This is a genomic window from Mycobacterium sp. NS-7484 (genome assembly GCF_001953975.1).
In the GTDB taxonomy this organism is placed as follows: Bacteria; Actinomycetota; Actinomycetes; order Mycobacteriales; family Mycobacteriaceae; genus Mycobacterium.
Genome location: NZ_MBEJ01000106.1, coordinates 1 through 24,901 on the forward strand (window position 1 = coordinate 1; position 24,901 = coordinate 24,901).

Below are 24,901 nucleotides of genomic sequence, written 5' to 3' on the forward strand. Positions count from 1 at the left end.
GGGCGGGCGTGTGAGGGGGTGGGGGGGGGGGGGGGTGGGGGGGGGGCGGCGCGCCGCGGCTCCCCCCCCCAACGACGGCATCCGGCGCAGTGCTCTGAGCCAGCTTGGCAGCCCACTCGTCGTAGTGCCCGCCGTTGACGACGACCAACTGCGCGCCCTGGAATTTCGCCGCGTCCGCGGGCGCGGGCTCGAAGTCGTGTGGATCAACCGACGAGCCGGCCACCACCGTCGTCACCGTCGCGCAGTCCCCGGCGAGTTGGGACACGATGTCGCCCCACTGGTCGACGCTGACGACGACGTTGACCGGGGTGGCCGGGCAGTTTCCGGCCGATTGGGCACCGGTGGTCTCACCCGAGCCGCAGGCGACGAGGGTGAACGGCGCGGCCAGCAGAAAGGCAGCGGCCGAAGTGCGCAGGTTCAGACGTGAAAGCACGGCGATAACGATAACCGTTTGCATTATGCGTTGCACATCCAGATGATAGCTTATTGATAATGATTTTCAATAAGGAGCGCGATGTCCGACCTGCTGCCCGTCACCGTCCTGTCCGGCTTCCTCGGGGCAGGCAAGACCACACTGCTCAACCACATCCTGGCCAACCGCGAGGGCAAACGGGTCGCCGTGATCGTCAACGACATGAGCGAGGTCAACATCGACGCCGCACTGATCGCCGGGCAAGGACACCTCGACCGGACCGAGGAGAAACTGGTCGAGCTCACCAACGGATGCATCTGCTGCACGCTGCGCGAGGATCTCGTGGAGGCGGTCGGGGAGCTGGCTCGACAGGGACGCTTCGACCAACTGGTGATCGAATCGACCGGCATCTCCGAACCCATGCCCGTCGCGGCGACCTTCAGCTGGGAGTTCGGCGACGGCTTCCGGCTCGGCGATCTGGCCCGGCTGGACACGTTGGTCACCGTGGTGGACGCCTCGACGTTCCTGACCGAGGTGGTCCGCGGCGACGCGTTGGCCGAGCGCGAGATGACCGCAGGCCCCGGAGACGGCCGCAACGTGGCGGATCTGCTGGTCGACCAGGTGGAGTTCGCCGATGTCATCCTGCTCAACAAAACCGATCTGGTCAGTGCCGAACGGCTCGGCGCGGTCGAGGCGGTGGTTCGCAAGCTCAACCCGCGCGCACGGCTGCTGCACACCGCACACGGCGTGGTCGATCTCGGCGAGGTCCTCGACACGGGCTTGTTCGACCCACTCGCCGCAGCCGAGGCGCCCGGCTGGGACGAGGAGATCGCCGAGGGGCACACTCCCGAGACCGAGGAGTACGGAATCTGTTCGACGACGTTTCGGGCCGATCGCCCGTTTCATCCGCAGCGACTTGCCGAAGTGCTCGAACAGGTGCGAGGCCTGTTGCGCAGCAAGGGTTTCTGCTGGATCGCCAGCCGGCCGTCGATCGCGGCGATCTGGTCACAGGCCGGCCCCAACCTGGTGATCGAGCCGGCCCAGTATTGGTCGGGTACCGAGATCACGCCGGGTCAGGAGATCGTGTTCATCGGGATCAAGCTCGACCAGGAGGCCGTCGACGCACTTCTGCGCAGCGCCCTGCTGACGGATGCCGAACTGGCCGAGGGTGAGCCGGCATGGATGGGCTATCCCGATCCGCTACCGGCCTGGAACGTCACGCACTCGCACTGAGCGGCCTGCGGCCCCACATCGAGATTGTCGCCAGGGACAACATCGCCATCGTTCCTGTCCCTGAGTGCAATCTCGATGTGGGGCTGAACCGTTGGTGTGCCCGGCTAGTGCTCGTGGCCCACGGTTCCGCTGAGCTCATTGGGCGCCTGATCGAGCGTCACCGATGTGCCTTTCTCGCCGGATTCGACATCGACCGCGTGAATCTGCCTGGTGGCGGGGTCGGTGACGTACACGTCGTGGCCGCGGGCGAACACGCTCGGACGGGGCTGCTCCCAGTCCTCGGGTTCGGTCCACGGTTCGACCACCGCGATCGTCTTCAGGGTCTGCCCGGACACCGGATCGACGACGTGGAGATTGCCGTCGGTACCCAGGATGAGGCCTTCGCCATGGGGCCCGCGGGCCAGCGACCGGAACGAGTAGCTGACCGACTGCGGGAGGGCGACCAGACGCAACTGCTTGCTCGCGGTGTCGGCCAGAGAGAAGCGGTTGGGCCGTTCCAGCTCGGCGTCAGGATCGACCTTGTAGTCACCCAGCACCACCGGTGAGTCTTCGTGTCCGCGAACGGTTCCCACCCGGCCGTAAGGGTCCGGGGCGGTGATCTTGGTGAAGGCGCCGTCGGCGTAGGCCAATACCCCGTTCTCACAACCGAATACCAGTGTGGACGCTCCCGCGACGGTTTCGCCGTGTAGACCGGGACATTCACCACTGCGGGCGATCTCCCGATCCGAGGCATCAAATGCCACCGCACCACTGCGCCGGTCGCCGTCGCCCTCGCTGCGCACCCAGCTTCCGTCGTCCAGCACCACCGCGACACCGTGATGCGGTTGCGGCGCCTTCAGATTCCTCATGCGCGGGGCAGACCCTGCGATGTCATGCGGGTCGAGCGCGATGATCTCGCCCGTCCCCTCGTCGAACAGCACCGTGTGCTCGCCGTGTGTGACGACGTGTCCCGGCTCGTCGGCCATGAATGTGGTGTCGGTGAACTCGCCCGCCGCGGCGTCGAGCAGCCGGAAACCGTTGTCGGCGGACACCAGCACGTGCGCATCGTCGCCGGCCGGATTGACCCGGAGGAAGCCATCCGCCGGGAGGTCTGCCTTGACCTGCAGGCTGTTGCCGTCCAGTACATACAGCCCGCCGTCGTAGGTGACCACCAGCGGATCGGCTATTGGTTCGCGCGCCTCGCGTTGCGGTTCGCCGCCACCGCAGCCGGCCAGCGCCGCCGCCAGTGTCAGTGCCCCGGCGGGCACGAGAACCTTCAATGATTTCGGCACATGTTCTCCTTCCCTCGCACCGAACCGTTCAGCGCTCCAAACTCCTATCATTAATGACATTCATTTTCAATAAGGTCGGCGTCGGCGGGATCCGAGGGCCCGCCTAAGCTCGATGCGTGTCCGAGCACGCCTTCAGCCCCGACGAGCGTCGCGCCGTCTACCGGGCCATCGCCGAACGTCGCGACATGCGCCGGTTCGTCCCGGGCAGCACCGTGGCACCCGAGGTCCTCGGCCGGCTTCTGCAGGCCGCGCACGCCGCACCGAGCGTCGGCCTGATGCAGCCCTGGCGGTTCATCCGGGTCACCGACGACGCGCTGCGCCGAAAGATCCACGCGCTCGTCGACGAGGAACGCGTGCACACCGCCGATGCGCTGGGCTCCCGCGGCGAGGAGTTCCTGGCCCTGAAGGTCGAGGGCATCCTCGACTGCGCCGAACTGTTCGTCGTCGCCCTCGGCGAGAACCGTGACCGGCATATCTTCGGCCGCCGCACGCTGCCCCAGATGGATCTGGCATCGGTGTCGTGCGCGATCCAGAACATGTGGCTGGCCGCGCGCGCCGAGGGCCTCGGCATGGGGTGGGTGTCGATTTTCGAACCCCTGCCCCTGGCTCGGCTGATGGGCATGCCCGACGACGCCGAGCCGGTGGCGATCCTGTGCCTGGGTCCGGTGCCCGAGTTCCCGGACCGGCCGGTGCTGGAGATCGAGCACTGGACCGTCGGCCGACCGCTACCCGAATTCGTCTCGGAGAACAGCTGGCCGTCAGTAGCCGCGCCTTAGGCTGATCGGGTGGCTGGATTCGTCGACCTCAATGCCGATCTGGGCGAGAGCTTCGGCGCCTGGACGCTCGGTGACGACGAGGCCATGTTGCGCCTGGTTACCAGCGCCAACGTCGCCTGCGGCTTTCACGCCGGCGACCCGGCGCTGCTGCTGCGTACCTGCCGCGGGGCCGCCGAGCGCGGAGTGCGGGTCGGTGCTCAGGTCAGTTACCGGGATCTGGCCGGGTTCGGCAGGCGCTTCATCGACGTCACCCCAGAGGACTTGACCGCCGACGTCATCTATCAGATCGGTGCGCTCCAAGCCATCGCGTATGCCGCCGGGACGGCGGTGACGTACGTCAAACCCCATGGCGCGCTGTACAACACGATCGTCAGCCACCGGGTGCAGGCCGCCGCGGTGGCGGCGGCGGTCCATGCCGTCGATGCCGGCCTGCCGGTGCTGGGCCTGTCCGGGTCGGTGTTCTTCGAGGAGGCGCGACAGTTGGGTCTGCGCACGGTGGCCGAGGCCTTCGCCGATCGCGCCTACCAACCCGACGGCACGCTGGTGTCCCGCCGCGAACCCGGCGCCGTGCTGCACGATCCGGCGGCGATCGCCGACCGTGTCGCCACGATGGTGACGACGGGCGAGGTGGTCGCGGTCGACGGATCGACAGTACCCATCACCGTGGAATCGGTTTGTGTGCACGGTGATTCACCGGGTGCGGTGAACATCGCCACCGCCGTGCGCGATCGCTTGGCGGCCGAGGGGATCCAGCTGACGCCGTTCAGCTAGCGAGTTCAGGCCGGACCGACCACCGGCAGCAGCGCCATCTCCCTGGCGTTCTTGATCGCCGTGGCGACCTGGCGCTGCTGCTGCGGGGTGAGACCGGTGATGCGCCGGGACCGGATCTTGCCCCGCTCGCTGATGAACGTGCGCAGCAGGTGGACGTCCTTGTAGTCGACCTCGGTCACCCCGAGGGCCTTCAGCTGATTGCGCCTCGGCTTCTTGAGATCGGTGGCCGGCGGTCGCTTCTTGGTGTTCTTGCGGGAACTCGTCGCCATCACCAACTCGACTTCCGTACGCCGGGCAGTTCACCGCGGTGCGCCAGCTCGCGCACCCGGACCCGGGACAGCCCGAACTTGCGCAGATGGCCGCGCGGACGGCCGTCGACCGCGTCCCGGTTGCGCAGCCGCACTGGGCTGGAATCCCGCGGCAGGCGTTGCAGCGCCGAGACTGCCGCGGCTTTCTGCTCGCCGGTGCTGGCCGGATTGCGGATGGCCTCTTTGAGCTCGGCCCGCCGTTCGGCGTAGCGCTCCACGAGCTTTCGACGTTGTTCGTTCTTGACGATCTTGGATCGCTTGGCCATCAGCGCTCCTCTCGGAAGTCGACGTGGCGGCGGATCACCGGGTCGTACTTGCGCAGCACGATCCGGTCCGGGTCGTTGCGGCGGTTCTTGCGGGTGACGTACGTGTAACCGGTTCCCGCCGTGGACTTCAGCTTCACGATCGGCCGAATATCTGTTCTTGCCATCAGATCTTCTCCCCCGCACTACGCAGCCGGGCAACCACCGCTTCGATGCCGTCGCGGTCGATCACCTTGATTCCCTTGGCGCTGACCCGAAGTCGGATGCGACGACCTTCGGTGGGCAGGTAGTACGTCTTGGTCTGGATGTTGGGGTTCCAGCGTCGGCGACTGCGCTTGTGCGAGTGCGACACCGTGTTGCCGAACCCGGGCGAGCGCCCGGTGACTTGGCAGTGGGCAGACATCGGCCTCCTTCGGATGGGGTACCCTCACGATAATGACAATCGTTTTCAACAACAAATCCGGGGAGGTGCAGTGCGAACCCCTGTAGTGCTGATCGCCGGACAAGGTGACGCCGACGAGGTCGCAGCACAGCTGAGCCGCAAGCCGGGCACGGTCTTGGTGCGCCACGTGTTCGACGGCCAGGTGGTGTTGCGCACCGTGTCCGACAGCAACAGCACATCCGAACTCGCTCTCGAGCTGGCACACGGCTGCGTCTCCTGCACAGTGCGCGACGACCTGCTGATCTTGCTGCGGCGCCTGCACCGGCGCGATGACGTGGACCGCATCGTCGTGCAGTTGATGCCCTGGCTGGAAGCCGAACCGGTGTGCTGGGCCATCAACACCATCCGGGTCCACGTCGGCTCCGGCTACATCGACGGGCCCGCTGCCCGCGACGTCACCATCGACGCGGTGATCGCCTGCCTCGACGCGACGGTCTGGCTGCAGCAGTCCGTCGGCGACGAGGAACTGCCCGACGGACGCACGGTCGCCCAGGTGGTCGTCGGGCAGGCCGAGTTCGCCGACATGCTGGTGCTCAACGAGCCGGACGCCACCACCCTGGCGGTGTTGCGCCGGCTCGCTCCCCGCGCCCGCATCACCGTCGGCCCCGACCGGGTCGAGCTCGGCCTGGCCCACCTGGAACCGAACAGCCCACGGGGCCGCGCCACCACCCCGCACGATCCGCTGCTCGCCGGTGAACCCCCGCTGGAGCCCGACGATGAGGTCATCATCGTGGAGTTCGCCGCGCGCCGGCCGTTCCATCCCACGCGACTGCACGACGCGATAGACCACCTGCTCGACGGCGTCGTGCGCACCCGCGGCCGGGCCTGGCTGGCCAACCGGCCGTCCGATGTCATGTGGATCGAATCCGCGGGCGGCGGAATGCATTTCAGCAATGCCGGAAAGTGGTTGGTGGCAATGGACGACTCCGAGCGCGCCTACACCGACCCCGAACGTCTGGCCGTCGCCGCGATCGACTGGCATCACCAATTCGGTGACCGCCACGTCTCGTTGACCGTGTTGGTCTGTGGCGCCCGACCCGGCGAGGTGATCGAGGCGCTGCGCGGCGCTCTGCTCACCGACGACGAGCTGGCCCGACCGCACGAGTGGGCCACGTACCCCGACCCGTTCGGTGACTGGCACGAAGAGCCCTGTCAGCCCGCCGTCGACGAGGCCGCAACATCCGTTCACACAGAAGGCGAATCCCAGTGAAATCCGACATCCACCCCGACTACCACCCCGTGGTGTTTCAGGACGCCGCGACGGGCACCAAGTTCCTGACCCGCTCGACGGCGACCAGCGATCGCACCATCGAGTGGCCGACCGCCGACGGCATGCAGACCTACCCGCTGATCGTCGTCGACGTCACCAGCGATTCCCATCCGTTCTGGACCGGGTCGGCACGGCACATCGACTCGGCCGGGCAGGTGGAGAAGTTCCGCCGACGCTACGGCTAGGTCCCCGATCAGGCCGGTTTTAGGGTGAAGCCATGCGGCTCAAGCCCGGCAGACCCGACCTGGCCCCCTATGCGCGGTATTTCGACGTGCCGTCGGCCACATCGCAGTCCCCGCTCAGCGTCACCTGGGCCGGGGTCAGCACGCTGCTCGTAGACGACGGCACCTCGGCCGTCCTGACCGACGGATTCTTCTCCCGGCCCGCGCTGCCGACCGTGGTCTTACGCAAGCTAAGGCCGTCACTTCCCCGCATCGAGGGCTGCCTGGCCCGGCTCGGCATCGACAAGCTGGAGGCGGTGCTGCCGGTACACAGCCACTTCGACCATGCGATGGATTCGGCCGTCGTGGCCGAGCGGACCGGTGCCCGACTGGTGGGCGGCACCTCGACCGCGCAGGTCGGCGTCGGGCACGGTCTGCCTCCGGATCGGATCGAGACCTCCGCCCCAGGGGAAGCCGTGTCTCTCGGTCCCTACGACGTGACGCTCTTCGAGTCCGAACACTGCCCACCGGACCGGTTCCCCGGAATCATCACCGAGCCCGTCGTGCCGCCGGTCAAGGTCGCGGCCTACAGATGCGGGGAAGCCTGGTCGACACTGGTGCATCATCGGCCCAGCGACCGCCGGCTCCTGATCGTCGGCAGTGCCGGCGCGGTCCCCGGCGCACTGGCCGGGCAGCGTGCCGAGGTGGTCTACCTCGGGATCGGTCAACTCGGGCTGCAGTCCGACCAGTATTTCGAAAGTTACTGGGCCGAGACGGTTCGCGCGGTGGGAGCGCGGCGGGTCGTGCTGATCCACTGGGACGACTTCTTCCGCCCGCTGCACAAACCGTTGCGCGCCTTGCCGTATGCCGGTGACGACCTGGATGTCTCGATGCAGGTACTGACCCGGTTGGCCGAAGTCGACGGAGTGCGCCTGCACCTGCCGACCCTGTGGGATCGGGCCGACCCCTGGCACTGATCCTGGCGCTCATCGCGCTGGCCGTGGTGCTGGCCTTCGCGATGGCGCGCCCGAATGGCTGGCCCGAGGCGGTCGCGGCGGTGCCGGCTGCCGGTCTGCTGATCGCGTTCGGCGCGATCTCCGGTTCCGACGCTATCGCCGAGGCGAACCGCCTGCTGCCGGTTGTCGGCTTCCTTGGGGCGGTGTTGGTGCTGGCGCACCTGTGCGACGACGAAGGACTGTTCCACGCCGCAGGCACCGTGATGGCCCGCGCCAGCCGCGGGGATGCCCGGCGGCTGCTGACCCGGGTGTTCCTGATCGGGGCGACGACGACGGCGGTGCTGAGTCTGGACGCTACCGTGGTGCTGTTGACGCCGGTGGTGCTGGTCACCGCCCGCGCCCTCGCGTTGCCCCCGCGGCCACACGCCTACGCCAGCGCACACCTGGCCAACTCGGCGTCGCTGCTGTTTCCGGTGTCGAATCTGACGAATCTCTTGGCCTTCGCCGTGGCCGGGCTGTCCTTCGTGGAGTTCACCGCCGTGATGGCACTGCCCTGGGTGGCCGTCATCGCCGTCGAATTCGTGCTGCTGCGTGTGCTTTTCCGTCGCGAGTTGGCGGATCGGGCTGCCGAGGTGGCGCCTCCGCCGGCCGAGGTTCCGGTGTTCGTCCTCGTGGTGTTGGGGCTGACGCTGGCGGGTTTCGTCGTCACCTCGGTGTTCGATACGTCGCCGGCCTGGGCGGCGCTGGCCGGGGCGGTCGTGCTCGGGGTCCGCAGTCTGGCCCAGCGCCGCAGCACAATTCAAGGCATCACCCGCGCCGTCAACCTGCCGTTCCTGGCGTTCGTGCTTTGCCTGGGCGTGGTGGTGGACGCGGTGGTGCGCAACGGGCTCGACGACGTCATGCGCGGCGTACTTCCGGTCGGCGACTCGTTCCCCGAACTCCTCGCGCTGGCCGCCATCGCGGCGGTACTGGCGAACCTGGTCAACAACCTGCCTGCGGTGCTGGTGTTGCTGCCGTTGGTCGCCGCCGCCGGCCCGGCCGCAGTGCTCGCCGTGCTGATCGGTGTGAACGTCGGGCCGAACCTGACCTACGTGGGGTCATTGTCGAATCTTTTGTGGCGCAATGTCGTTCATCGAGAAGGCCTACCCGCCAAAGCCACGGAGTTCAGCTGGGTAGGGCTGGTCACCGTGCCGGCGACACTGCTGGCCGGTGTGCTCGCGCTATGGCTCAGCCTCGGTTTGATTCTGCGGTGAGGGCTGACCGCACTCGCACTTGACCGCAGAATGGAAGTCAGGCGCGACGTTGACGGGCGATCTCGGCGAGCACCACACCGGCGGCCACCGAGGCGTTCAGCGACTCCGTCGGCCCTGCCATCGGGATCGACACCACCGCGTCGCAGTTCTCCCGCACCAGCCGTGACAGCCCCTTGCCTTCCGAGCCCACCACCACGACCATCGGCCCGGCGCCGTCGAGTTCGTCGAGCGACGTGTCACCGCCGGCATCCAGGCCCACGACCTGCAGCCCGGAATCGGCCCAACTCTTCAGTGTCCGAGTCAGATTCGTCGCGCGCGCCACTGGCGTACGGGCCGCCGCGCCGGCGCTGGTACGCCAGGCCACCGCGGTCACCGAGGCCGAACGCCGCTGCGGGATCACCACACCGTGCCCGCCGAACGCCGCCACCGAACGCACGATGGCGCCGAGGTTGCGCGGATCGGAGATGTTGTCCAACGCCACCAACAGCGCCGGTTCCCCGGAATCTCGGGCCGCCTTCACCAGATCGTCGGGGTGCGCGTAGTCGTATGGCGGCACCTGCAGGGCCAGCCCCTGGTGCAACGCGTTGTTGCTCATCCGGTCCAGGTCGTGGCGCTGCACTTCCAGGATCGAGATGCCGCGATCGGCAGCGATCTGAACGGATTCGGTGAGCCGCTCGTCGGCCTCGGTGCCCAGCGCCACATACAGCGCGGTGGCCGGAACCTTGGCCCGCAGGCACTCCACCACGGGGTTGCGGCCGAGCACCAACTCGGTGTCGTCGGTCTTGCGGTGCCGCCCCTGCGCCTGACGGGCCGCCTTCGCGGCCTTCTTGGCGGCGGGATGGTGTGGGCGCTGGTCAGCCCGGGGCGTCGCCCCACGGCCTTCCAATCCACGACGACGCACGCCGCCGGACCCGACCGTGGGCCCCTTCTTCGTCCCTGGCTTGCGCACTGCGCCACGGCGCTGCGAATTCCCGGCCATCTACGCTCCGTTCCCGTCCACCAGCGCCCACTGCGGGCCGTCAGCGGTGTCGGTGACCTCGATCCCGGCCTCTTTGAGCCGGTCGCGGATTGCGTCGGCCGCAGCCCAGTCCCGGTTGGCGCGCGCCTCGATACGACCGGCCAGGGCCCACTGGACCAACACGTCAACCGCGGCCAGGGCGGCCGAGGTCTCGTCGCGGGACTCCCAACGCTCGTCGAGCGGATCGCAGCCCAAGATGCCCATCATCGCCCGGATTGACGTGGCCCGCGCCATCGCGACCTCGTGATCGCCGGCATCCAGCGCCCGGTTGCCCTCGGCGCGGGCGGCATGCACCTCGGCCAGCGCCATCGGCACCGCGAGATCGTCGTTGAGCGCGGCGGCGAACTTGGGGGTCCACGCCCCGACCGCGACGGCCCCGACGCGGTTGCGGACGCGATGCAGGAAGTCCTCGATGCCGCTGTAGGCCTTCACCGCGTCCTGCAGTGCGGTCTCGGAGAACTCCAGCATGGACCGATAATGGGCGCTTCCCAGGTAGTAACGCAGCTCGGCAGCCCGAACCCGTTGCAGCACAGCGGGAATCGAGAGCACGTTGCCCAGCGACTTGCTCATCTTCTCGCCGCCCATGGTGACCCAGCCGTTGTGCAGCCAGTACCGGGCGAAGCCGTCGCCTGCCGCGCGGGCCTGCGCGATCTCGTTCTCGTGGTGCGGGAACACCAGGTCCATACCGCCGGCATGGATGTCGAACTCCGCACCCAGGTAGGCCTCGCACATCGCCACGCACTCGGTGTGCCAGCCGGGACGACCGCGGCCCCAGGGCGTCGGCCATGACGGCTCACCCGGTTTGGCGCCCTTCCACAACGTGAAATCGCGCTGATCGCGCTTGCCGGTCGCCACGCCCTCGCCCTGGTGCACATCGTCGATGCGATGGCCGGACAACGCGCCGTATTCCGACAGGCTCAGCACGTCGAAGTACACGTCGCCGCCTCGGGCGTAGGCATGGCCCCGCTCGATCAGCCGGTCGATGAGCTCGATCATCTGGGTGATGTGACCGGTGGCCCGGGGCTCGGCAGACGGCGGCAGCACGCCCAGCGCGTCATACGCGGCGCTGAACGCCCGTTCGTAGGTGGCCGCCCATTCCCACCATGGCCGGCCGGCGTCGGCCGCCTTGTTCAGGATCTTGTCGTCGATGTCGGTGACGTTGCGGATGAAGGCAACGTCGTATCCATTGGCGGTCAGCCAGCGGCGCAGCACGTCGAACGCGACCCCGCTACGGACGTGGCCGATGTGCGGCAGGCCCTGGACGGTGGCACCGCACAGGTAGATCGAAGCGTGCCCCGGCCGCAGCGGTACGAAATCTCGTACGGCACCCGCCATGGTGTCGTACAGCCGCAGGCCGGTCTCTGTTGCCGACCCGACAGCTTGAGCGCGATCGGTCACGACGTGCCAGCTTACCGGCCTATTCGACAGGAACCACCAAAGCGCTGGCCATCGCGGCCAAACCCTCGCCCCGACCGGTCAGACCGAGCCCGTCGGTGGTGGTCGCCGAGACGGATACCGGCGCCCCGATCAGCTCGGACAACAGCTCCTGGGCCTCCAGGCGGCGCGGCCCGATCTTGGGCCGGTTGCCGATCACCTGCACGGTCGCGTTGCCCACCCGGAAACCCGCCTGCTGCACCAGCTGACGCACATGGCGCAGCATGTCCGCGCCGGTGACCCCGCGCCATTCCGGCCGGTCGGTGCCGAAGACCCCGCCGAGGTCACCGAGACCCGCGGCACTGAGCAGCGCGTCGCACAACGCGTGGGCGGCGACGTCGCCGTCGGAATGCCCCGCGCAGCCGTCGGCGCCGTCGAATTCCAAACACAGCAGCCAACACGGCCGGCCGGGCTCGATCGGATGGACGTCGGTACCCAGCCCGACCCTTGGAATCAACACGGAATCAGCATGCGATCGTCATGCCCCGCGCGCCATCACGGCCTCGGCCAGCAACAGGTCCAGGGGCGTGGTGATCTTGAAGGCCAACGGGTCGCCCTCGACGATCTGCACCGGAGTGCCGAGCTGTTCGACAAGGGAGGCATCGTCGGTCACTGCACCGGCACCGGCCCGCTGATAAGCGCGGCGCAAGACGTCGGCGCGGAAGCCCTGTGGCGTCTGCACGGCCCGCAGCCCGGCCCGCTCGGGTGTGCCCAGGACCGCCCCGTTGGCGTCGACGGCCTTGATGGTGTCGGCCAGCGGAAGCCCGGGGACGACGGCGGCGTGGCCTTCTGTCAGCGCGGCGACGACCCGGGCGATCAGGCTCGGCGGGGTCAGCGCCCGCGCGGCGTCGTGCACCAATACGAAATCGGCGTCATCGGCGGCGCCGAGGGCCAGACCCACCGATTCGGTACGGTCCGCTCCCCCGGCCACGATCTGCGCCCGCGCACCGAAGACCAACATGGCCTCATCGGTACGCGCGGGCGGCACCGCGACCACGACCCTGTCGATCACGCCGGAGCCGAGCAGCCCGTCGAGAGCATGCTCCAGCAGGGGTTTGTGCCCCAGGTTGACGAATGCTTTCGGCCTGCCCGCGCCGAGCCGCTCACCAGAGCCGGCGGCCGGGACGACCGCGACAGTTGTTGCCACGGCGCGTCAGGACGCGGCGGCCAGAACCTCGTCGAGGATGGTCTCGGCCTTGGCGTCATCGGTGTTCTCGGCCAAGGCGAGTTCGCCGACCAGGATCTGCCGAGCCTTGGCCAGCATTCGCTTCTCACCCGCGGAAAGACCGCGCTCCTGATCCCGACGCCACAGATCCCGGACCACCTCGGCAACCTTGTTCACGTCACCGGAAGCCAACTTCTCGAGATTGGCCTTGTAGCGGCGCGACCAGTTGGTCGGCTCTTCGGTGTGCGGCGCGCGCAACACCTGGAAAACCTTGTCGAGGCCTTCCTGGCCCACGACGTCGCGGACACCGACGTACTCGGCGTTCTCTGCGGGCACTCGAACGGTCAGATCCCCCTGAGCGACCTTCAGTACGAGATATTCCTTCTGCTCGCCTTTGATAGTCCGGGTTTCGATCGCCTCGATCAACGCAGCACCGTGGTGTGGATAGACGACGGTGTCTCCGACCTTGAAAATCATCTGATTCGAGCCCCTTTCGCTAGTCCATCCTAACACGGGCCGCGATCACGTGCGCACCAACTATGCAGGTCAGGGGCACCGCAGGTGAAGAGCAGGGGTTGACATGGTGACGAAAGCGTGCAACGCCCGGGCCCGCCCGACACCCGAAACGGGCCGCCGCGCAAAGCCGTTGTGCGCCTGCCGCAGCCGTGGATCGACGGTCCGGAGGGCACCGAACCGGGTCCGTCGACGGCCCTCTGCCAGCCCTCGCATTCCCCCGACGACACCCACCTACTACTGTGCATAGTCGAAGTACGCCGACCCAGCTCAGGAGGCTTGAGTGAACCGCTTCGCAATGCGCGCCTCGATCGGTCTGGCCGCATGTGGCCTGACCGCAGCCGTTCTCACCGGCTGCGGCGCCGGGCAGGTCTCCCAGACGGCGACGCAGGAGCCCGCCGTCAACGGCGTCAACGCACAGGTGGGCGAGGTCGCCCTGCGCAACGTGCACCTGCGCGCACCCCAGGAGAAGGATTACGTCGAGCCCGGTTCCGAGGCCGAGCTGCTGTTCGTCGCGGCCAACGGCTCCACCGAAAAGCCCAACAAGCTGATCTCGATCGAGTCCAACGTCGGCGACGTGGCACTGACCGGCGACCAGACCATCCCGGCCGGCGGCACCCTCGTCGTCGGTGAGCCCGACGGCCAGCTCAAGCCGCTGGAGAAGACCGAGGCGGCCGACGGCGCCACCGCCAAGGTCACCCTGACCAAGCCGATCACCAACGGGCTGCTGTACGACTTCACGTTCAAGTTCGAAAACGGTGAGACCACTGTCGCCGTGCCGATCTCGGCAGGCGAGGCGCCTCGCCGCAACAAGGCCGGCGAGTCCCCCGAAGAGGCTGCCGAGACCGGTGGTACGGGCGGCCACCACTGATCGCTTCATCGCTGAGGGTTGACCCCTGAGGCTGCGACCCCGTCGGGACCACCCGGCGGGGTTTTTGCGTTCGCACTGACCTGCCGTTTCCGTCGGTTGCCAGGTGGCTGCTCGGGTGCGCCTGACCGTCGATGTCGGCGGTTGCCGTTACTGTCACGGCGTGGCCGCTTCGAAAGTACGTTCGCAGTACCGCTGCTCGGAATGCCAGCACACCACGCCGAAATGGGTCGGCCGGTGCGCCAATTGCGGCACCTGGGGAACGGTCGACGAAGTAGCCGTTCTCTCGTCTGTGGGCGGTGCGGCCCGCCGCTCGGTGGCCCCGACCTCACCCGCGGTGCCGATCACCTCGATCGACCCGGGCATCACCCGGCATTACGCCACCGGCGTGACGGAACTGGACCGGGTGCTCGGCGGCGGCCTGGTGGCCGGTTCGGTGACGCTGCTGGCCGGGGAGCCCGGCGTTGGGAAGTCGACGCTGCTGCTCGAGGTGGCCAACCGCTGGGCGCACACCGGTCGCCGCGCGCTGTACCTGTCCGGTGAGGAGTCCGCCGGCCAAATCCGGCTGCGCGCCGAACGCACGGGCTGCACACACGACAACGTCTATCTGGCAGGCGAATCCGACCTGCAGATCGCCCTCGGCCACATCGACGAGGTCAAGCCCAGCCTGGTGATCGTCGACTCGGTGCAGACCATGTCCACCACCGAGGCCGACGGCGTGACGGGTGGGGTGACGCAGGTGCGGGCGGTGACGACGGCGCTGACAGGCTATGCCAAGACCGCCGTCGGCGATCCGGCGGTGGCGATGATCCTCGTGGGCCACGTGACCAAGGACGGCGCCATCGCGGGGCCGCGCTCCTTAGAGCATCTCGTCGACGTGGTGCTGCACTTCGAAGGGGATCACGCGTCGAGCCTGCGCATGGTGCGTGGGGTCAAGAACCGGTTCGGCGCGGCAGACGAGGTCGGCTGTTTTCAGATGCACGACAACGGAATCGAGTGCGTCAGCGATCCGTCCGGGCTGTTCCTGGATCAGCGCCCCTCGGCGGTGCCGGGCACCGCGATCACGGTCACGCTCGACGGCAAGCGCCCGATGATCGGCGAGGTGCAGGCGCTCGTCGCCCCACCCGTAGGGCCGCCGCGGCGCGTCGTCAGTGGCATCGATTCGGCCCGCGCGGCGATGATCGGCGCGGTGCTGCAGACCCGTTGCGGCCTTCCGATCGGCAACAGCGACATCTACCTGTCCACCGTGGGCGGCATGAGGCTGACCGATCCGTCCTCGGATCTGGCCGTGGCGGTGGCCATCGCGTCGGCCTATCTCGACATCGCGTTGCCGATGAACGCAGTGGCGATCGGTGAGGTCGGCCTCGTCGGCGACCTGCGCCGGGTCACCGGCATGGATCGCAGGCTGGCCGAGGCCGCCCGGCTGGGGTTCAACATTGCCGTGGTGCCGCCCGGGGTGACCACCGTGCCCACCGGGATGCGCGTCATCACCGCCGATCACATCGGGGCGGCATTACGGGCACTCAAAGACATCGCGATTGCCAGCAATCAATCCGATCACGGACAATAGCGGCCGACCCGAGGAGAGCAGATGGCCGTGAACTCCGGCGCCAGGACCAGCCGCACCGTCGTGCATCTGGCGCGGCCGACGCTACGAGAAACCCTCGGGCGGCTGGCACCCGGTACCCCGCTGCGCGACGGCCTGGAACGCATCCTGCGCGGCAAGACGGGCGCCCTGATCGTGCTGGGCTACGACGACAGTGTGGAAGCCATCTGCGACGGCGGGTTCGCCCTCGACGTGCGTTACGCGCCCACCCGGCTGCGTGAGTTGTCGAAGATGGACGGCGCGGTGGTGCTGTCCAGCGACGGCAGCCGGATCGTGCGGGCCAACGTACAACTGGTGCCGGACCCGTCGATCCCCACCGACGAATCCGGTACCCGGCACCGCTCGGCCGAGCGCAGCGCCATCCAGACCGGTTACCCGGTGATCTCGGTGAGCCATTCGATGAGCATCGTGACGGTGTACGTGGCCGGCGAGCGGCATGTGGTGCCCGATTCGGCCACCATCCTGTCGCGGGCCAACCAGACCATCGCCACGCTGGAGCGCTACAAGGGCCGGCTCGACGAGGTGAGCAAGCAGCTTTCCACCGCCGAGATCGAGGACTTCGTGACGCTGCGCGACGTCATGACCGTGGTGCAGCGCCTGGAGATGGTGCGCCGGATCAGCCTGGAGATCGACGCCGATGTCGTCGAACTCGGCACCGATGGGCGTCAGCTCAAACTTCAGCTCGACGAGCTTCTCGGGGACAACGAGGCCGCGCGCGAGCTGATCGTGCGCGACTACCACGCCCTTCCCGACCCGCCGACCGCCGCGCAGGTGCACGCCACCCTCGACGAGCTCGACACCCTCTCGGACAGTGAGTTGCTCGACTTCACAACGCTGGCAAGGGTTTTCGGTTACCCATCGACAGCGGAGGCGCAGGATTCGGCGATGAGTTCCCGCGGCTACCGTGCGATGGCCGGCATCCCGCGACTGCAGTTCGCCCACGTCGACCTGCTGGTCCGGTCGTTCGGCTCACTGCAGGGGCTGTTGGCCGCCAGCGCCGATGACCTGCAGTCTGTGGACGGGATCGGTTCCATGTGGGCCCGGCACATCCGCGAAGGCTTGTCACTGCTGGCCGAGTCGACCATCGCCGACCGGCTGGCCTGACGTCAGTTTCCCGGCGCGGGCACCTCAGGCGCCGGTGCGCCGCCGGCGGGCGGCCCGGGCTGCTGCGCGCTGGGCTGGGCCAGGATGAACGGGACCGGCGCCGATCGAAGATTGCCCAACTGCACGATCAGGTTGTAGGTACCCGGTCCGATCGGCTGGCGAGGCATCGGGCACTGCGGCGCCGACCCCATCCCGGTCCAGGTGACCTCCGTGGTCACCTGTTCACCGGGATTGAAGGTCTTCACCAAGGTCTCGTTGGACGGGGCGCAGTCCAGGTTCGACCACAACCGGTTGTTGTCCAGCGAGTAGACGTAGGCGGCCAGCACCGCGGCGCCCACGTCGCGTTTGCAGGCCACCAGGCCGATATTCGTGACCACCATGGTGAACTTCGGCTGATCGCCGACCACGTACTCCGGCTGGCTGGTGATGCCCTTGACGGCAAGCGTCGAATCCGGGCAGTCGTCCCCCTCCTTGAGCAGCGGGGGCGGTGTCACCGCGGCGGTCGGCGTCGCCGTCGGCGGCGGCGCGTGCTGCGCCGGGGGCACCACCGGGGACTTGACCTCGGGGTTCTCCCCCGGCAACGGGGTCGGCGGGGCCGCGCTGGCAGCCGGCTCGTCGGCGGGCTTGGACTCGGCACCGGAGTTACTGGTCATGATCACCGCGACGATCGCGGCGACGATCCCCACGACGACTACCGCGATACCGATAGCCAGCGCCCTGCGCCGCCAGTAAATCTGTGCGGGCAGTGGCCCATGAGGTTCCAGATCCAACACGGCTTTCACGGTAAGCCCAGGTCATCCCCAGTTGTTCGAGGCGACCCGGCGTGTCGTCAGGCTTCGCCGATGTCGCCGAGGTGACTGCGCAGTTCCACCCGCCCGTCGGCCAGGTGGTAGGTGGCACCGACGATGGCCTGCGTGCCTGCGGCAAGTCCCTCGGCGATTGCCGCCGAGCGCAGCTTCAACTGCGACACCGTCTCGTTGACGTGGTACTCCTCGAACTCGTCGACCCGCTTCAGACCGGCATGCCGTCCCATCAGGATCGACGGGGTCACCCGCTCGACGATGTCGCGCACGTAACCGCCGGGCACCGTGCCCTCGTCGAGGGCGTTGATGGCAGCCTGGACCGCACCGCAGCTGTCGTGGCCGAGCACCACAATCAGCGGCACGTTCAGGATCGACACCGCGTATTCGATCGAACCCAGCACCGAGTTGTCGATCACGTGGCCTGCGGTGCGCACCACGAACATGTCGCCGAGACCCTGGTCGAACAGCAACTCCGCGGCCACGCGGCTGTCGCCGCAGCCGAACACCACGGCAGTGGGCTTCTGCCCGTTCGCCAGGCTGGCGCGACGGGCGATGTCCTGGCTTGGGTGCTGCGGTTCGCCTGCCACGAAGCGGGCGTTACCGTCCTTGAGTGCTTTCCATGCGGACACTGGGTTTGAGTTGGGCATATCAACCATTTTGCATGAGCCGCTGATGAGCATCGACGCGGAGGAGCTCTTGCGGTGGTATGAGCAGGCTCAGCGTGACCTGCCGTGGCGTCGACCGGGCGTCACCGCGTGGCAGATCCTGGTCAGCGAATTCATGCTGCAGCAAACACCGGTGGCCCGGGTCGAGCCGATCTGGCTGGCCTGGATCGACCGGTGGCCCACACCGTCGTCCACTGCGGCAGCCGGGGCGGCCGAGGTGTTGCGGGCCTGGGGAAAACTGGGATATCCGCGACGGGCCAAGCGGCTGCACGAGTGCGCGGTCGTCATCGCCGACGAGTACGGCGACGAAGTGCCCACCGACGTCGAGACCCTGCTGACACTGCCCGGCATCGGCGCCTACACCGCGCGGGCGGTGGCCTGCTTCGCCTACCGGGCAAGTGTTCCAGTGGTCGACACCAATGTGCGCCGGGTGGTGACGCGGGTGCTGCACGGCCAGGCCGACGCCCCCGCACGTGCCCGTGACCTCGATGACGTGGCGGCACTGCTACCACCGGACGCGACGGCGCCGACGTTCTCGGCCGCGCTGATGGAGTTGGGCGCGGTGGTGTGCACGTCCCGCTCCCCGCAGTGCGGGAACTGCCCGCTGAGCAGCTGCCGCTGGCGGTCGGCCGGCTACCCGGCGGCCACCATCGCCCGGCGGGTGCAGCGGTACGCCGGCACGGATCGACAGGTCCGCGGCAAGCTGCTGGATGTGTTGCGGGCCAGCACAACTCCGGTGGTCAAAAGCCAGCTGGACGTGGTGTGGTTGTCCGATCCGGCACAGCGGGACCGGGCGCTGGATTCACTGCTGGTCGACGGACTCGTCGAGCAAACTGGCGATGGCCGGTTCGCTCTGGCAGGCGAAGGTGAAATACATGAAGTCGGCATGAATTCGGGCCGCAGGGGCACGCGACGCTCCGATTGCGCGCCCGAACTGAGGTAGGGCGGTACTCTATCCGGCCGGTCGGACCCGGGCGAACACTGCTTTCATGACTCGATCGGGCGGGCATGCGGTGGTGTTGGGTGCGAGCATGGCGGGTGCGCTGGCCGCACGGGTACTGGCCGAGCACTACGAGACGGTCACCATCGTCGAACGCGACGAGATCCCGGACACCGCCCAGAACCGGCGCGGCGTGCCACAGGGCCGGCACGCCCACGCACTGTTGGCACGCAGTTCGGCGATTCTGGACGAGCTGTTCCCCGGTTTCCTCGACGAGCTCGTCGCCGGCGGGGTCGGCAAGTGGGACGACGGAGATCTGTCGAAGTTGTGGATTTCGGTTGGCGGCCACCTGTTTTTGCGATCAGGCACTGCACCCTCGGCGCCCACGCAGTACTACCCGAGTCGGGCCTTTCTGGAATGGAGCGTGCGCCGACGGCTGGCAGCGATCGACAACATCTCGGTCTTGTCCGGTCACGACGTGCGCGGGCTGACCGCCAGCCCCGGCGGTGCCCGGGTGACCGGCGTCGTCGTGCAGGACCGCAACAACAGCTCACCGACCGAGCTGGCAGCCGACCTGGTGGTGGATGCCACCGGTCGCGGCTCACGCACGCCCACCTTCTTGGCCGAGCTCGGATACTCCCGCCCCCGAGAAGACGAGCTTGTGGTGCGGCTGGCCTATGTCAGCCAAATGCTCACCATGTCCCCCGATGCCCTGCCCGAACACCTGGTGGCGATCTTCCCGGAACCGGGCCGCCCCACGACCTGGGCGCTGATCGGCTACGAAAACAACATCTGGATGCTCACCCAGGGCACCATGGCCGGCCTGGAACCGCCCGCCAACTTCACCGAAATGCAGTCTTTTGGAGAAGGTTTCGCGCCGCCGCAGGCACTCGAAGCGGTGCGCGCGGCTGACCCCCTCGGCGAGGTCGCGCACTATCGGGTGCCGTCGAACCGGTGGCGTCGCTACGACAAGATGCGCAGGTTCCCCGACGGCCTGCTCGTGATCGGGGACGCCATCTGCAGTTTCAACCCGATCTACGGCCAGGGGATGACGCTGGCGGCCATCGAGGCGACCATCCTGCGCGAGTGCCTGCAGCACACCGACAACAACCTGGCGCGGCGATTCTTCACCGCGGCGGCACGCCCGCTGCGGGTGGCGTGGCAGACCGCCGTTGGCTCCGATCTGGCTTTACCCGAGGTGATCGGGCCGCGTCCGTGGTCGATGCGGCTGAGCAACGCCTACCTCGGTCGCGTCATGTCGGCCGCCGAGCACGACCCGGCGGTCACCACCGCACTGACCCGGGTGACCGGGATGATCGACGCTCCCACGCGACTGTTCCGGCCCGCCATCGCCTACCGCGCGGCGCGGGCCGGACGGGTCCGCGACGGTCGCCGCACCGACTACGCGGTGGCCTCGACATCTCCCGGGTCATCTGCGGCACAGGCGAATTGACGCCGGTAGTCCGATGGCGTCACGCCGATGACGCGGCGGAAGTGGTGGCGCAGCAGGGTTGCGGTGCCGAATCCGGCCTGCCCGGCGATCCGGTCGATGTCGAGATCTGTCTCTTCCAACAGCCGGCGCGCGTACAGCACCCGCTGATCGGTGATCCACTGCATCGGGGTGGTGCCGGTCTCCTCGACGAACCGGCGGGCGAATGTGCGGGTGGACATCGCCGAACGCCGGGCCAGACTCGTCACGGTGTGCGGCTTGTCCAGGTTGTCCATGATCCAGTCCAGTTGCGGGGCAAAGCCTTCCGAACATCGGACCGGAATCGGCTGGTCGATGAACTGACGTTGACCGCCGTCGCGCTGCGGTGGCACGACCATGCGGCGGGCGATCTTGTTGGTCACCTCACTGCCCAGTTCCCGGCGGACCAGGTGCAGGCAGGCATCGATGCCGGCCGCGGTGCCGGCGCTGGTGATCAGGTTGCCGTCGTCGACGAACAGCACGTTGCGATCTACCCGGGCGGTGGGATATTTGCGGGCCAAGGCATCGGCATGCATCCAGTGCGTCGTGCACGGGCGGCCGTCGAGTAGTCCGGCCGCACCGGCCAGGAAAGCCCCCGAGCACACGGTCAGGATGATCGAGCCGGCATCCGCCGCCGCGCGCACGGCGTCCAGCGCCGCGGGCAGGTAATCGGAGCCGCCGATGGCCGGGATCGCCACGAGATCCGCGCCCTGGAGTGCATCGAGGCCGTGCTCGGGGGTCAGCGTGGCGCCGACCGATGTCCGCAGTGGCTTTCCCGGCTCGGGACCACACACCTTGAAGTCGAAGTTCGGCACCCCGTCGGCTGACCGGTCAATCCCGAAAACCTCGCAGATGACCCCGAATTCGAAGATCGCCAGACCATCGAGCACCAGGGCGGAGACACTTCGCAGCATGGCAGCATTTTATCGCAAGGTGTCACTACTGCCACTGTTGGCCGGATATATCCCTTGCAACGATTACTGCCATGACCGTTGCACTCGCCCTGTTCATCCTGATCTCGCCGATCGCGGTCGCCGCCGTCGTGAGCTGGGCCGCGCACCGTGACAACGTCCTTCGATTCCGCCTCGACGTGTTCGACATCCGCCAGCCCGACTACGAGGCCTACCGTGCCGACCAGGACCTCGATGCCGTACGCACCCGCTTCGAGCGCCAACCCTGCTGGCCCAGTGCAGGGGCGTCAGGCGAGCACCGATAGGAAGGCGGTCACGGCCTCGCGGTAAACCTCTGGCTCGTCGTCGTGGATCAGATGACCGGCCCCAGGGATGTGCAGATACGTTGTGGCCTGGCCGGTCTCGTCCATCTCACGCATCTGCCCGGGCGGCGCCACCGAATTGCCCGCCTCCAGCAGCAGGGCCGGGACCCGCACCCCACGCCACTGCTGCCAGTAATCCCGTGTCCCCCACTGGGCGGCGATATCCAGCCACCACTGTGGGTATCCGTGCAGCCGCCAGCCCGTGGGCGTCCGGTCGAACGCCTCCAGGAAGTACCGCCCGGCCACGGGTCCGAACTCGTCGTAAACCTCTTGCTCAGAACCGAATTCGACCGGCAACGCGTGCACCCACGGTTCCCACGGCCCGGTGGTGCGACCCCGGAAATCGGGGGCCATGTCCTCGACCACCACCGCGCTGACCAACTCCGGCCGGGCCGCGGCCAGGCACCAGGAATGCAGTGCGCCCATGGAATGGCCCACCATCGCCGCCGGTCGCCCCAACGCGGCCACGGCATCACCGAGATCGGCCACGAACCGTTCGGTGCTGATCGGATACGGATCGGCGACGTCACGCCCCCGGTGCCACGGCGCGTCGTAGGTGTAGACCGCACCCAGCCCGGTCAACCACGGCACTTGGCGTGACCAGGTGCTGCCGCGGCCCATCAGGCCGTGCACCAGGACGATGGGCTCGCCGTGGCCCCCTCGGTACGTGAGTAGATCTGTGACCATGCCGTTATCTTGCCGGGCCGTACCGGTAGCCTGAACAGCATGCCTGTCGTGAAGATCAACGCCATCGAAGTACCACCCAACGCAGGCCCGGAACTGGAGAAGCGGTTCGCCAACCGTGCACACTCCGTCGACAACCAGCCCGGGTTCCTCGGCTTCCAACTGTTGCGCCCGGTCAAGGGCGAAGAGCGTTACTTCGTGGTGACCCAGTGGGAAACCGAAGAGGCGTTCCAGGCCTGGGCCACGGGACGCGCCGCCGAAGCGCACAAGGGCGAGCACGCCAACCCGGTCGCCACCGGCGCATCGCTGCTGGAGTTCGAGGTTGTGCTGGACGTTGCAGGGCCCGCTGCCAAGGCGTAGCCGCGGCCAGGTGCTGCGCCGCGCGGTCGGCCTGACGGCCGTCGTCGCGGTTGCGGCAACCGTGGCTTGTGGCTGTTCGCACAAGGTCGCGCCGGCAGCGGAAGTGTCCTACGGCGCGCACATCGACACCATCACCCCACCCGGTCTGCGGGCCAAGCAGACCATGGACATGCTCAACTCCGACTGGCCGATCGGCCCCATCGGTGTGCGCACGCTGGCCGCACCGGAGAAGGTCGACCTGGTGGGCACCAAGATGGACTCGATCTGGTGGGATCGACCGTTCCGTGTGACATCGGTGGACATCGGCGCCGCCCAGGCGACGTTGCACGTCCTCAACTCCTACAACGTGGCCCAGGACATCGATCTCAAGACCAACGACGTCGGCCTGGTCGACCGCTTCGACATCACGCTGGTGCCGCCCAGGATCGACACCTGGTCGGACATCGACACCGAACTGACCAAGTCCGGCGCCCGCTACTCGTATCGGGTGTCGAAGGTGGTGGGCGGCAAGTGCGAGCAGGTCGCCGGCACCAACACCGAGCTCTCGCTGCCGCTGGCCTCGATCTTCAAACTGTATGTGCTGCTTGCCGTTTCGGACGCCATCAAGGCGGGCACGCTGCAGTGGGACGATCATCTGACGATCACCAGGGAAGGTAAGAAGCTCGGCTCGGCCGGTCTGGACAAGTTGCCGCCCGGCGCGCAGATCACCGTGCGCACCGCCGCCCAACAGATGATCTCGGCCAGCGACAACATGGCCACCGACCTACTGATCGAGCGAGTGGGCACGGCCGCGGTGGAGCGTGCCCTGGTGACGGCCGGTCATCACGATCCGGCCAGCATGACCCCGTTTCCGACCATGCACGAGGTGTTCTCGGTCGGCTGGGGCGAACCGAATCTGCGGGATCAGTGGAAGGCCGCTTCGCCCGCCGACCGGGTGGCGCTGCTGAAGCAGACCAACAACCGCCCCTACGAACCGGATCCGAACCGCACCCACACGCCGGCGTCCAATGACGGTCTGGAGTGGTTCGCCAGTGCTGCCGACATCTGCCGGGTGCACGCCGCGTTGCAGGCCTCGGCCGTCGGCCCGGCCGCACCGGTCAAGGACATCCTGTCGGCACTGCCCGGTATCGACCTGGACCCGGCGAAGTGGAACTACATCGGCGCCAAGGGCGGCAACCTGCCCGGCGACCTGACCTTCAGCTGGTACGCGGTGGACCACACCGGGCAACCCTGGGTGGTCAGCTTCCAGTTGAACTGGCCGAAGTTCCGCAGCCCGACGGCAGCTGGCTGGCTGCTGTCGATCGCCAAACGGGCGTTCGCCATGGCACCCGTCGGCTAGCTGCTCCGCAGGGTCCAGGCATGCCCGCGGAAATGCATCACGGTGCGGCTCAGCGGCGCAATGTCGATGCGCCAGAACGACTTCGGCGGGGCATCCAGGGCGACGAGGATGGCGGCCCTGATCACCGCGGGATGGGTCACCGCCACCAACCGTCCCCGCACCGCGGTCAGACTGTCCATCCAGGCGTGTACCCGCTCGACGAGGTCGACGACGGATTCGCCACCGTGTGGGGCTTGGGTCGGGTCGGTCAGCCAGATCGCCAGATCCGCCGGCTCGACGCCTCCGAGGACGGCCCCGCGCCAGCTGCCGAAGTCCAGATCGGCCAATTGCGGTTCGACGACGGCCGACAGCCCGAGCAGTTCGGCGGTCTGGCGGACCCTCTTCTCGGGCCCGCAGTACGCGGTGTCGACGACGCCGAGTTCGACGGCCGCGTCCGCCTGCCGGTGGCCCAACTGATTGAGGGCCTCGTCGGTGGGGAATCGTCCGGCTGCGGTGGCGTCCGTCATGGCATGGGACACCAGCGACAGCCGGACGACCTCACTCAC

Annotated in this window: 31 protein-coding genes; 15 read left to right on the forward strand and 16 right to left on the reverse strand. The window is 68.0% G+C overall.

Going from position 1 to position 24,901, the window contains the following annotated elements; translation table 11 throughout:
* A partial coding sequence (locus tag A5733_RS19590; protein WP_198938894.1) for a metal ABC transporter solute-binding protein, Zn/Mn family occupies window positions 1-457 on the reverse strand: 457 nt, incomplete at its 3' end.
* Between the two features lie 57 nt (window positions 458-514).
* Between A5733_RS19590 and A5733_RS19595 the strand changes: the two genes are divergently transcribed.
* Window positions 515-1,645, forward strand: a complete 1,131-nt coding sequence (locus tag A5733_RS19595) for a GTP-binding protein (RefSeq protein ID WP_076241342.1) — start codon at window positions 515-517, stop codon at window positions 1,643-1,645.
* Between the two features lie 104 nt (window positions 1,646-1,749).
* On the opposite strand, the gene aztD is transcribed toward A5733_RS19595, so the two are convergent.
* Window positions 1,750-2,916 carry a zinc metallochaperone AztD gene (gene aztD, locus A5733_RS19600; protein ID WP_142254098.1) on the reverse strand — a complete coding sequence of 389 codons (1,167 nt, stop codon included), beginning with the start codon at window positions 2,914-2,916 and terminating at the stop codon, window positions 1,750-1,752.
* Between the two features lie 116 nt (window positions 2,917-3,032).
* On the opposite strand from aztD, the gene bluB reads away from it, so the two are divergent.
* Complete coding sequence (gene bluB, locus A5733_RS19605; RefSeq protein WP_076241343.1) at window positions 3,033-3,692, forward strand: 5,6-dimethylbenzimidazole synthase; 660 nt, start codon at window positions 3,033-3,035, stop codon at window positions 3,690-3,692.
* Window positions 3,693-3,701: 9 nt separating this feature from the next.
* Window positions 3,702-4,463, forward strand: coding sequence for a LamB/YcsF family protein (locus tag A5733_RS19610; protein ID WP_076241344.1), 762 nt, complete (start codon window positions 3,702-3,704; stop codon window positions 4,461-4,463).
* Between the two features lie 5 nt (window positions 4,464-4,468).
* Here the strand turns inward: A5733_RS19610 and rpsR are convergent, their stop codons facing one another.
* The 4 genes from rpsR to rpmB are packed head-to-tail and all read right to left on the reverse strand — an operon-like array spanning window position 4,469 to window position 5,437.
* Complete coding sequence (gene rpsR, locus A5733_RS19615) at window positions 4,469-4,732, reverse strand: 30S ribosomal protein S18 (RefSeq protein WP_067766514.1); 264 nt, start codon at window positions 4,730-4,732, stop codon at window positions 4,469-4,471.
* On the reverse strand, window positions 4,732-5,037 hold the full coding sequence (rpsN, locus tag A5733_RS19620; RefSeq protein WP_067766511.1) for a 30S ribosomal protein S14: 306 nt from the start codon (window positions 5,035-5,037) through the stop codon (window positions 4,732-4,734). Before rpsN ends, rpsR begins: the two co-directional genes overlap by 1 nt.
* The gene (gene rpmG / locus A5733_RS19625) at window positions 5,037-5,201 is read right to left on the reverse strand and encodes a 50S ribosomal protein L33 (protein ID WP_003882496.1); all 165 of its coding nucleotides are present in this window, start codon (window positions 5,199-5,201) and stop codon (window positions 5,037-5,039) included. Before rpmG ends, rpsN begins: the two co-directional genes overlap by 1 nt.
* A complete protein-coding gene (gene rpmB / locus A5733_RS19630; RefSeq protein WP_036442426.1) occupies window positions 5,201-5,437 on the reverse strand; it encodes a 50S ribosomal protein L28 in 237 nt (78 codons plus the stop codon). The genes rpmG and rpmB overlap by 1 nt, the downstream gene beginning before the upstream one ends.
* A 70-nt stretch (window positions 5,438-5,507) precedes the next feature.
* On the opposite strand from rpmB, the gene mrf reads away from it, so the two are divergent.
* From mrf to A5733_RS19650, 4 genes are read left to right on the forward strand one after another with little or no spacing between them, the layout of a single operon-like run.
* A complete protein-coding gene (gene mrf / locus A5733_RS19635; RefSeq protein ID WP_076241345.1) occupies window positions 5,508-6,686 on the forward strand; it encodes a ribosome hibernation factor-recruiting GTPase MRF in 1,179 nt (392 codons plus the stop codon).
* Complete coding sequence (locus A5733_RS19640; protein ID WP_076241346.1) at window positions 6,683-6,931, forward strand: type B 50S ribosomal protein L31; 249 nt, start codon at window positions 6,683-6,685, stop codon at window positions 6,929-6,931. Before mrf ends, A5733_RS19640 begins: the two co-directional genes overlap by 4 nt.
* A gap of 32 nt (window positions 6,932-6,963) precedes the next feature.
* The gene (locus A5733_RS19645) at window positions 6,964-7,884 is read left to right on the forward strand and encodes an MBL fold metallo-hydrolase (RefSeq protein ID WP_076241347.1); all 921 of its coding nucleotides are present in this window, start codon (window positions 6,964-6,966) and stop codon (window positions 7,882-7,884) included.
* Window positions 7,881-9,116 (forward strand): SLC13 family permease, encoded by a 1,236-nt coding sequence (locus A5733_RS19650; RefSeq protein ID WP_076241385.1) that lies wholly within the window; start codon window positions 7,881-7,883, stop codon window positions 9,114-9,116. Before A5733_RS19645 ends, A5733_RS19650 begins: the two co-directional genes overlap by 4 nt.
* A 37-nt stretch (window positions 9,117-9,153) precedes the next feature.
* Here A5733_RS19650 and rlmB read toward each other — a convergent pair whose 3' ends face one another.
* The 5 genes from rlmB to carD are packed head-to-tail and all read right to left on the reverse strand — an operon-like array spanning window position 9,154 to window position 13,210.
* Window positions 9,154-10,095 (reverse strand): 23S rRNA (guanosine(2251)-2'-O)-methyltransferase RlmB, encoded by a 942-nt coding sequence (gene rlmB / locus A5733_RS19655; RefSeq protein ID WP_067766496.1) that lies wholly within the window; start codon window positions 10,093-10,095, stop codon window positions 9,154-9,156.
* The gene (gene cysS, locus A5733_RS19660; RefSeq protein WP_142254099.1) at window positions 10,096-11,532 is read right to left on the reverse strand and encodes a cysteine--tRNA ligase; all 1,437 of its coding nucleotides are present in this window, start codon (window positions 11,530-11,532) and stop codon (window positions 10,096-10,098) included. It abuts the gene before it with no gap.
* A 19-nt stretch (window positions 11,533-11,551) separates the two neighbouring features.
* Entirely contained in the window at window positions 11,552-12,028 is a 477-nt protein-coding gene (ispF, locus tag A5733_RS19665; protein ID WP_067766491.1) for a 2-C-methyl-D-erythritol 2,4-cyclodiphosphate synthase, read from the reverse strand.
* Between the two features lie 18 nt (window positions 12,029-12,046).
* Window positions 12,047-12,715 (reverse strand): 2-C-methyl-D-erythritol 4-phosphate cytidylyltransferase, encoded by a 669-nt coding sequence (gene ispD / locus A5733_RS19670; protein ID WP_076241348.1) that lies wholly within the window; start codon window positions 12,713-12,715, stop codon window positions 12,047-12,049.
* Window positions 12,716-12,721: 6 nt separating this feature from the next.
* Window positions 12,722-13,210 carry an RNA polymerase-binding transcription factor CarD gene (gene carD, locus A5733_RS19675; RefSeq protein ID WP_003921720.1) on the reverse strand — a complete coding sequence of 163 codons (489 nt, stop codon included), beginning with the start codon at window positions 13,208-13,210 and terminating at the stop codon, window positions 12,722-12,724.
* A 319-nt stretch (window positions 13,211-13,529) separates the two neighbouring features.
* On the opposite strand from carD, the gene A5733_RS19680 reads away from it, so the two are divergent.
* From A5733_RS19680 to disA, 3 genes are all read left to right on the forward strand, one after another.
* Window positions 13,530-14,117, forward strand: coding sequence for a hypothetical protein (locus A5733_RS19680; protein WP_067766485.1), 588 nt, complete (start codon window positions 13,530-13,532; stop codon window positions 14,115-14,117).
* Window positions 14,118-14,277: 160 nt separating this feature from the next.
* Window positions 14,278-15,684, forward strand: a complete 1,407-nt coding sequence (gene radA, locus A5733_RS19685; RefSeq protein ID WP_076241387.1) for a DNA repair protein RadA — start codon at window positions 14,278-14,280, stop codon at window positions 15,682-15,684.
* Between the two features lie 60 nt (window positions 15,685-15,744).
* Entirely contained in the window at window positions 15,745-16,824 is a 1,080-nt protein-coding gene (gene disA / locus A5733_RS19690; protein WP_198938896.1) for a DNA integrity scanning diadenylate cyclase DisA, read from the forward strand.
* Window positions 16,825-16,826: 2 nt separating this feature from the next.
* Here disA and A5733_RS19695 read toward each other — a convergent pair whose 3' ends face one another.
* Both A5733_RS19695 and A5733_RS19700 read right to left on the reverse strand, forming a co-directional pair.
* Entirely contained in the window at window positions 16,827-17,597 is a 771-nt protein-coding gene (locus A5733_RS19695) for a hypothetical protein (protein ID WP_197508198.1), read from the reverse strand.
* Between the two features lie 56 nt (window positions 17,598-17,653).
* Window positions 17,654-18,274, reverse strand: a complete 621-nt coding sequence (locus A5733_RS19700; protein ID WP_067766476.1) for a carbonic anhydrase — start codon at window positions 18,272-18,274, stop codon at window positions 17,654-17,656.
* Between the two features lie 25 nt (window positions 18,275-18,299).
* On the opposite strand from A5733_RS19700, the gene A5733_RS19705 reads away from it, so the two are divergent.
* Together A5733_RS19705 and A5733_RS19710 are read left to right on the forward strand one after the other, a co-directional pair.
* Window positions 18,300-19,235 (forward strand): A/G-specific adenine glycosylase, encoded by a 936-nt coding sequence (locus A5733_RS19705; RefSeq protein WP_082957586.1) that lies wholly within the window; start codon window positions 18,300-18,302, stop codon window positions 19,233-19,235.
* Window positions 19,236-19,281: 46 nt separating this feature from the next.
* Window positions 19,282-20,685 carry an NAD(P)/FAD-dependent oxidoreductase gene (locus tag A5733_RS19710; protein ID WP_076241350.1) on the forward strand — a complete coding sequence of 468 codons (1,404 nt, stop codon included), beginning with the start codon at window positions 19,282-19,284 and terminating at the stop codon, window positions 20,683-20,685.
* On the opposite strand, the gene A5733_RS19715 is transcribed toward A5733_RS19710, so the two are convergent.
* Window positions 20,634-21,614 carry a helix-turn-helix domain-containing protein gene (locus A5733_RS19715; RefSeq protein WP_076241351.1) on the reverse strand — a complete coding sequence of 327 codons (981 nt, stop codon included), beginning with the start codon at window positions 21,612-21,614 and terminating at the stop codon, window positions 20,634-20,636. The genes A5733_RS19710 and A5733_RS19715 overlap by 52 nt on opposite strands.
* Before the next feature lie 71 nt (window positions 21,615-21,685).
* On the opposite strand from A5733_RS19715, the gene A5733_RS19720 reads away from it, so the two are divergent.
* Window positions 21,686-21,916 carry a hypothetical protein gene (locus A5733_RS19720; RefSeq protein WP_076241352.1) on the forward strand — a complete coding sequence of 77 codons (231 nt, stop codon included), beginning with the start codon at window positions 21,686-21,688 and terminating at the stop codon, window positions 21,914-21,916.
* Here the strand turns inward: A5733_RS19720 and A5733_RS19725 are convergent.
* The gene (locus A5733_RS19725) at window positions 21,899-22,660 is read right to left on the reverse strand and encodes an alpha/beta fold hydrolase (protein ID WP_076241353.1); all 762 of its coding nucleotides are present in this window, start codon (window positions 22,658-22,660) and stop codon (window positions 21,899-21,901) included. The genes A5733_RS19720 and A5733_RS19725 overlap by 18 nt on opposite strands.
* A 39-nt stretch (window positions 22,661-22,699) precedes the next feature.
* Between A5733_RS19725 and mhuD the strand changes: the two genes are divergently transcribed.
* Window positions 22,700-23,017 carry a mycobilin-forming heme oxygenase MhuD gene (gene mhuD, locus A5733_RS19730; RefSeq protein WP_067766461.1) on the forward strand — a complete coding sequence of 106 codons (318 nt, stop codon included), beginning with the start codon at window positions 22,700-22,702 and terminating at the stop codon, window positions 23,015-23,017.
* Between the two features lie 13 nt (window positions 23,018-23,030).
* Complete coding sequence (locus tag A5733_RS19735) at window positions 23,031-24,356, forward strand: serine hydrolase (protein ID WP_369806663.1); 1,326 nt, start codon at window positions 23,031-23,033, stop codon at window positions 24,354-24,356.
* On the opposite strand, the gene A5733_RS19740 is transcribed toward A5733_RS19735, so the two are convergent.
* Window positions 24,353-24,901 (reverse strand): histidine phosphatase family protein, encoded by a 549-nt coding sequence (locus A5733_RS19740; protein WP_076241354.1) that lies wholly within the window; start codon window positions 24,899-24,901, stop codon window positions 24,353-24,355. The two genes, A5733_RS19735 and A5733_RS19740, sit on opposite strands and share 4 nt — an antisense overlap.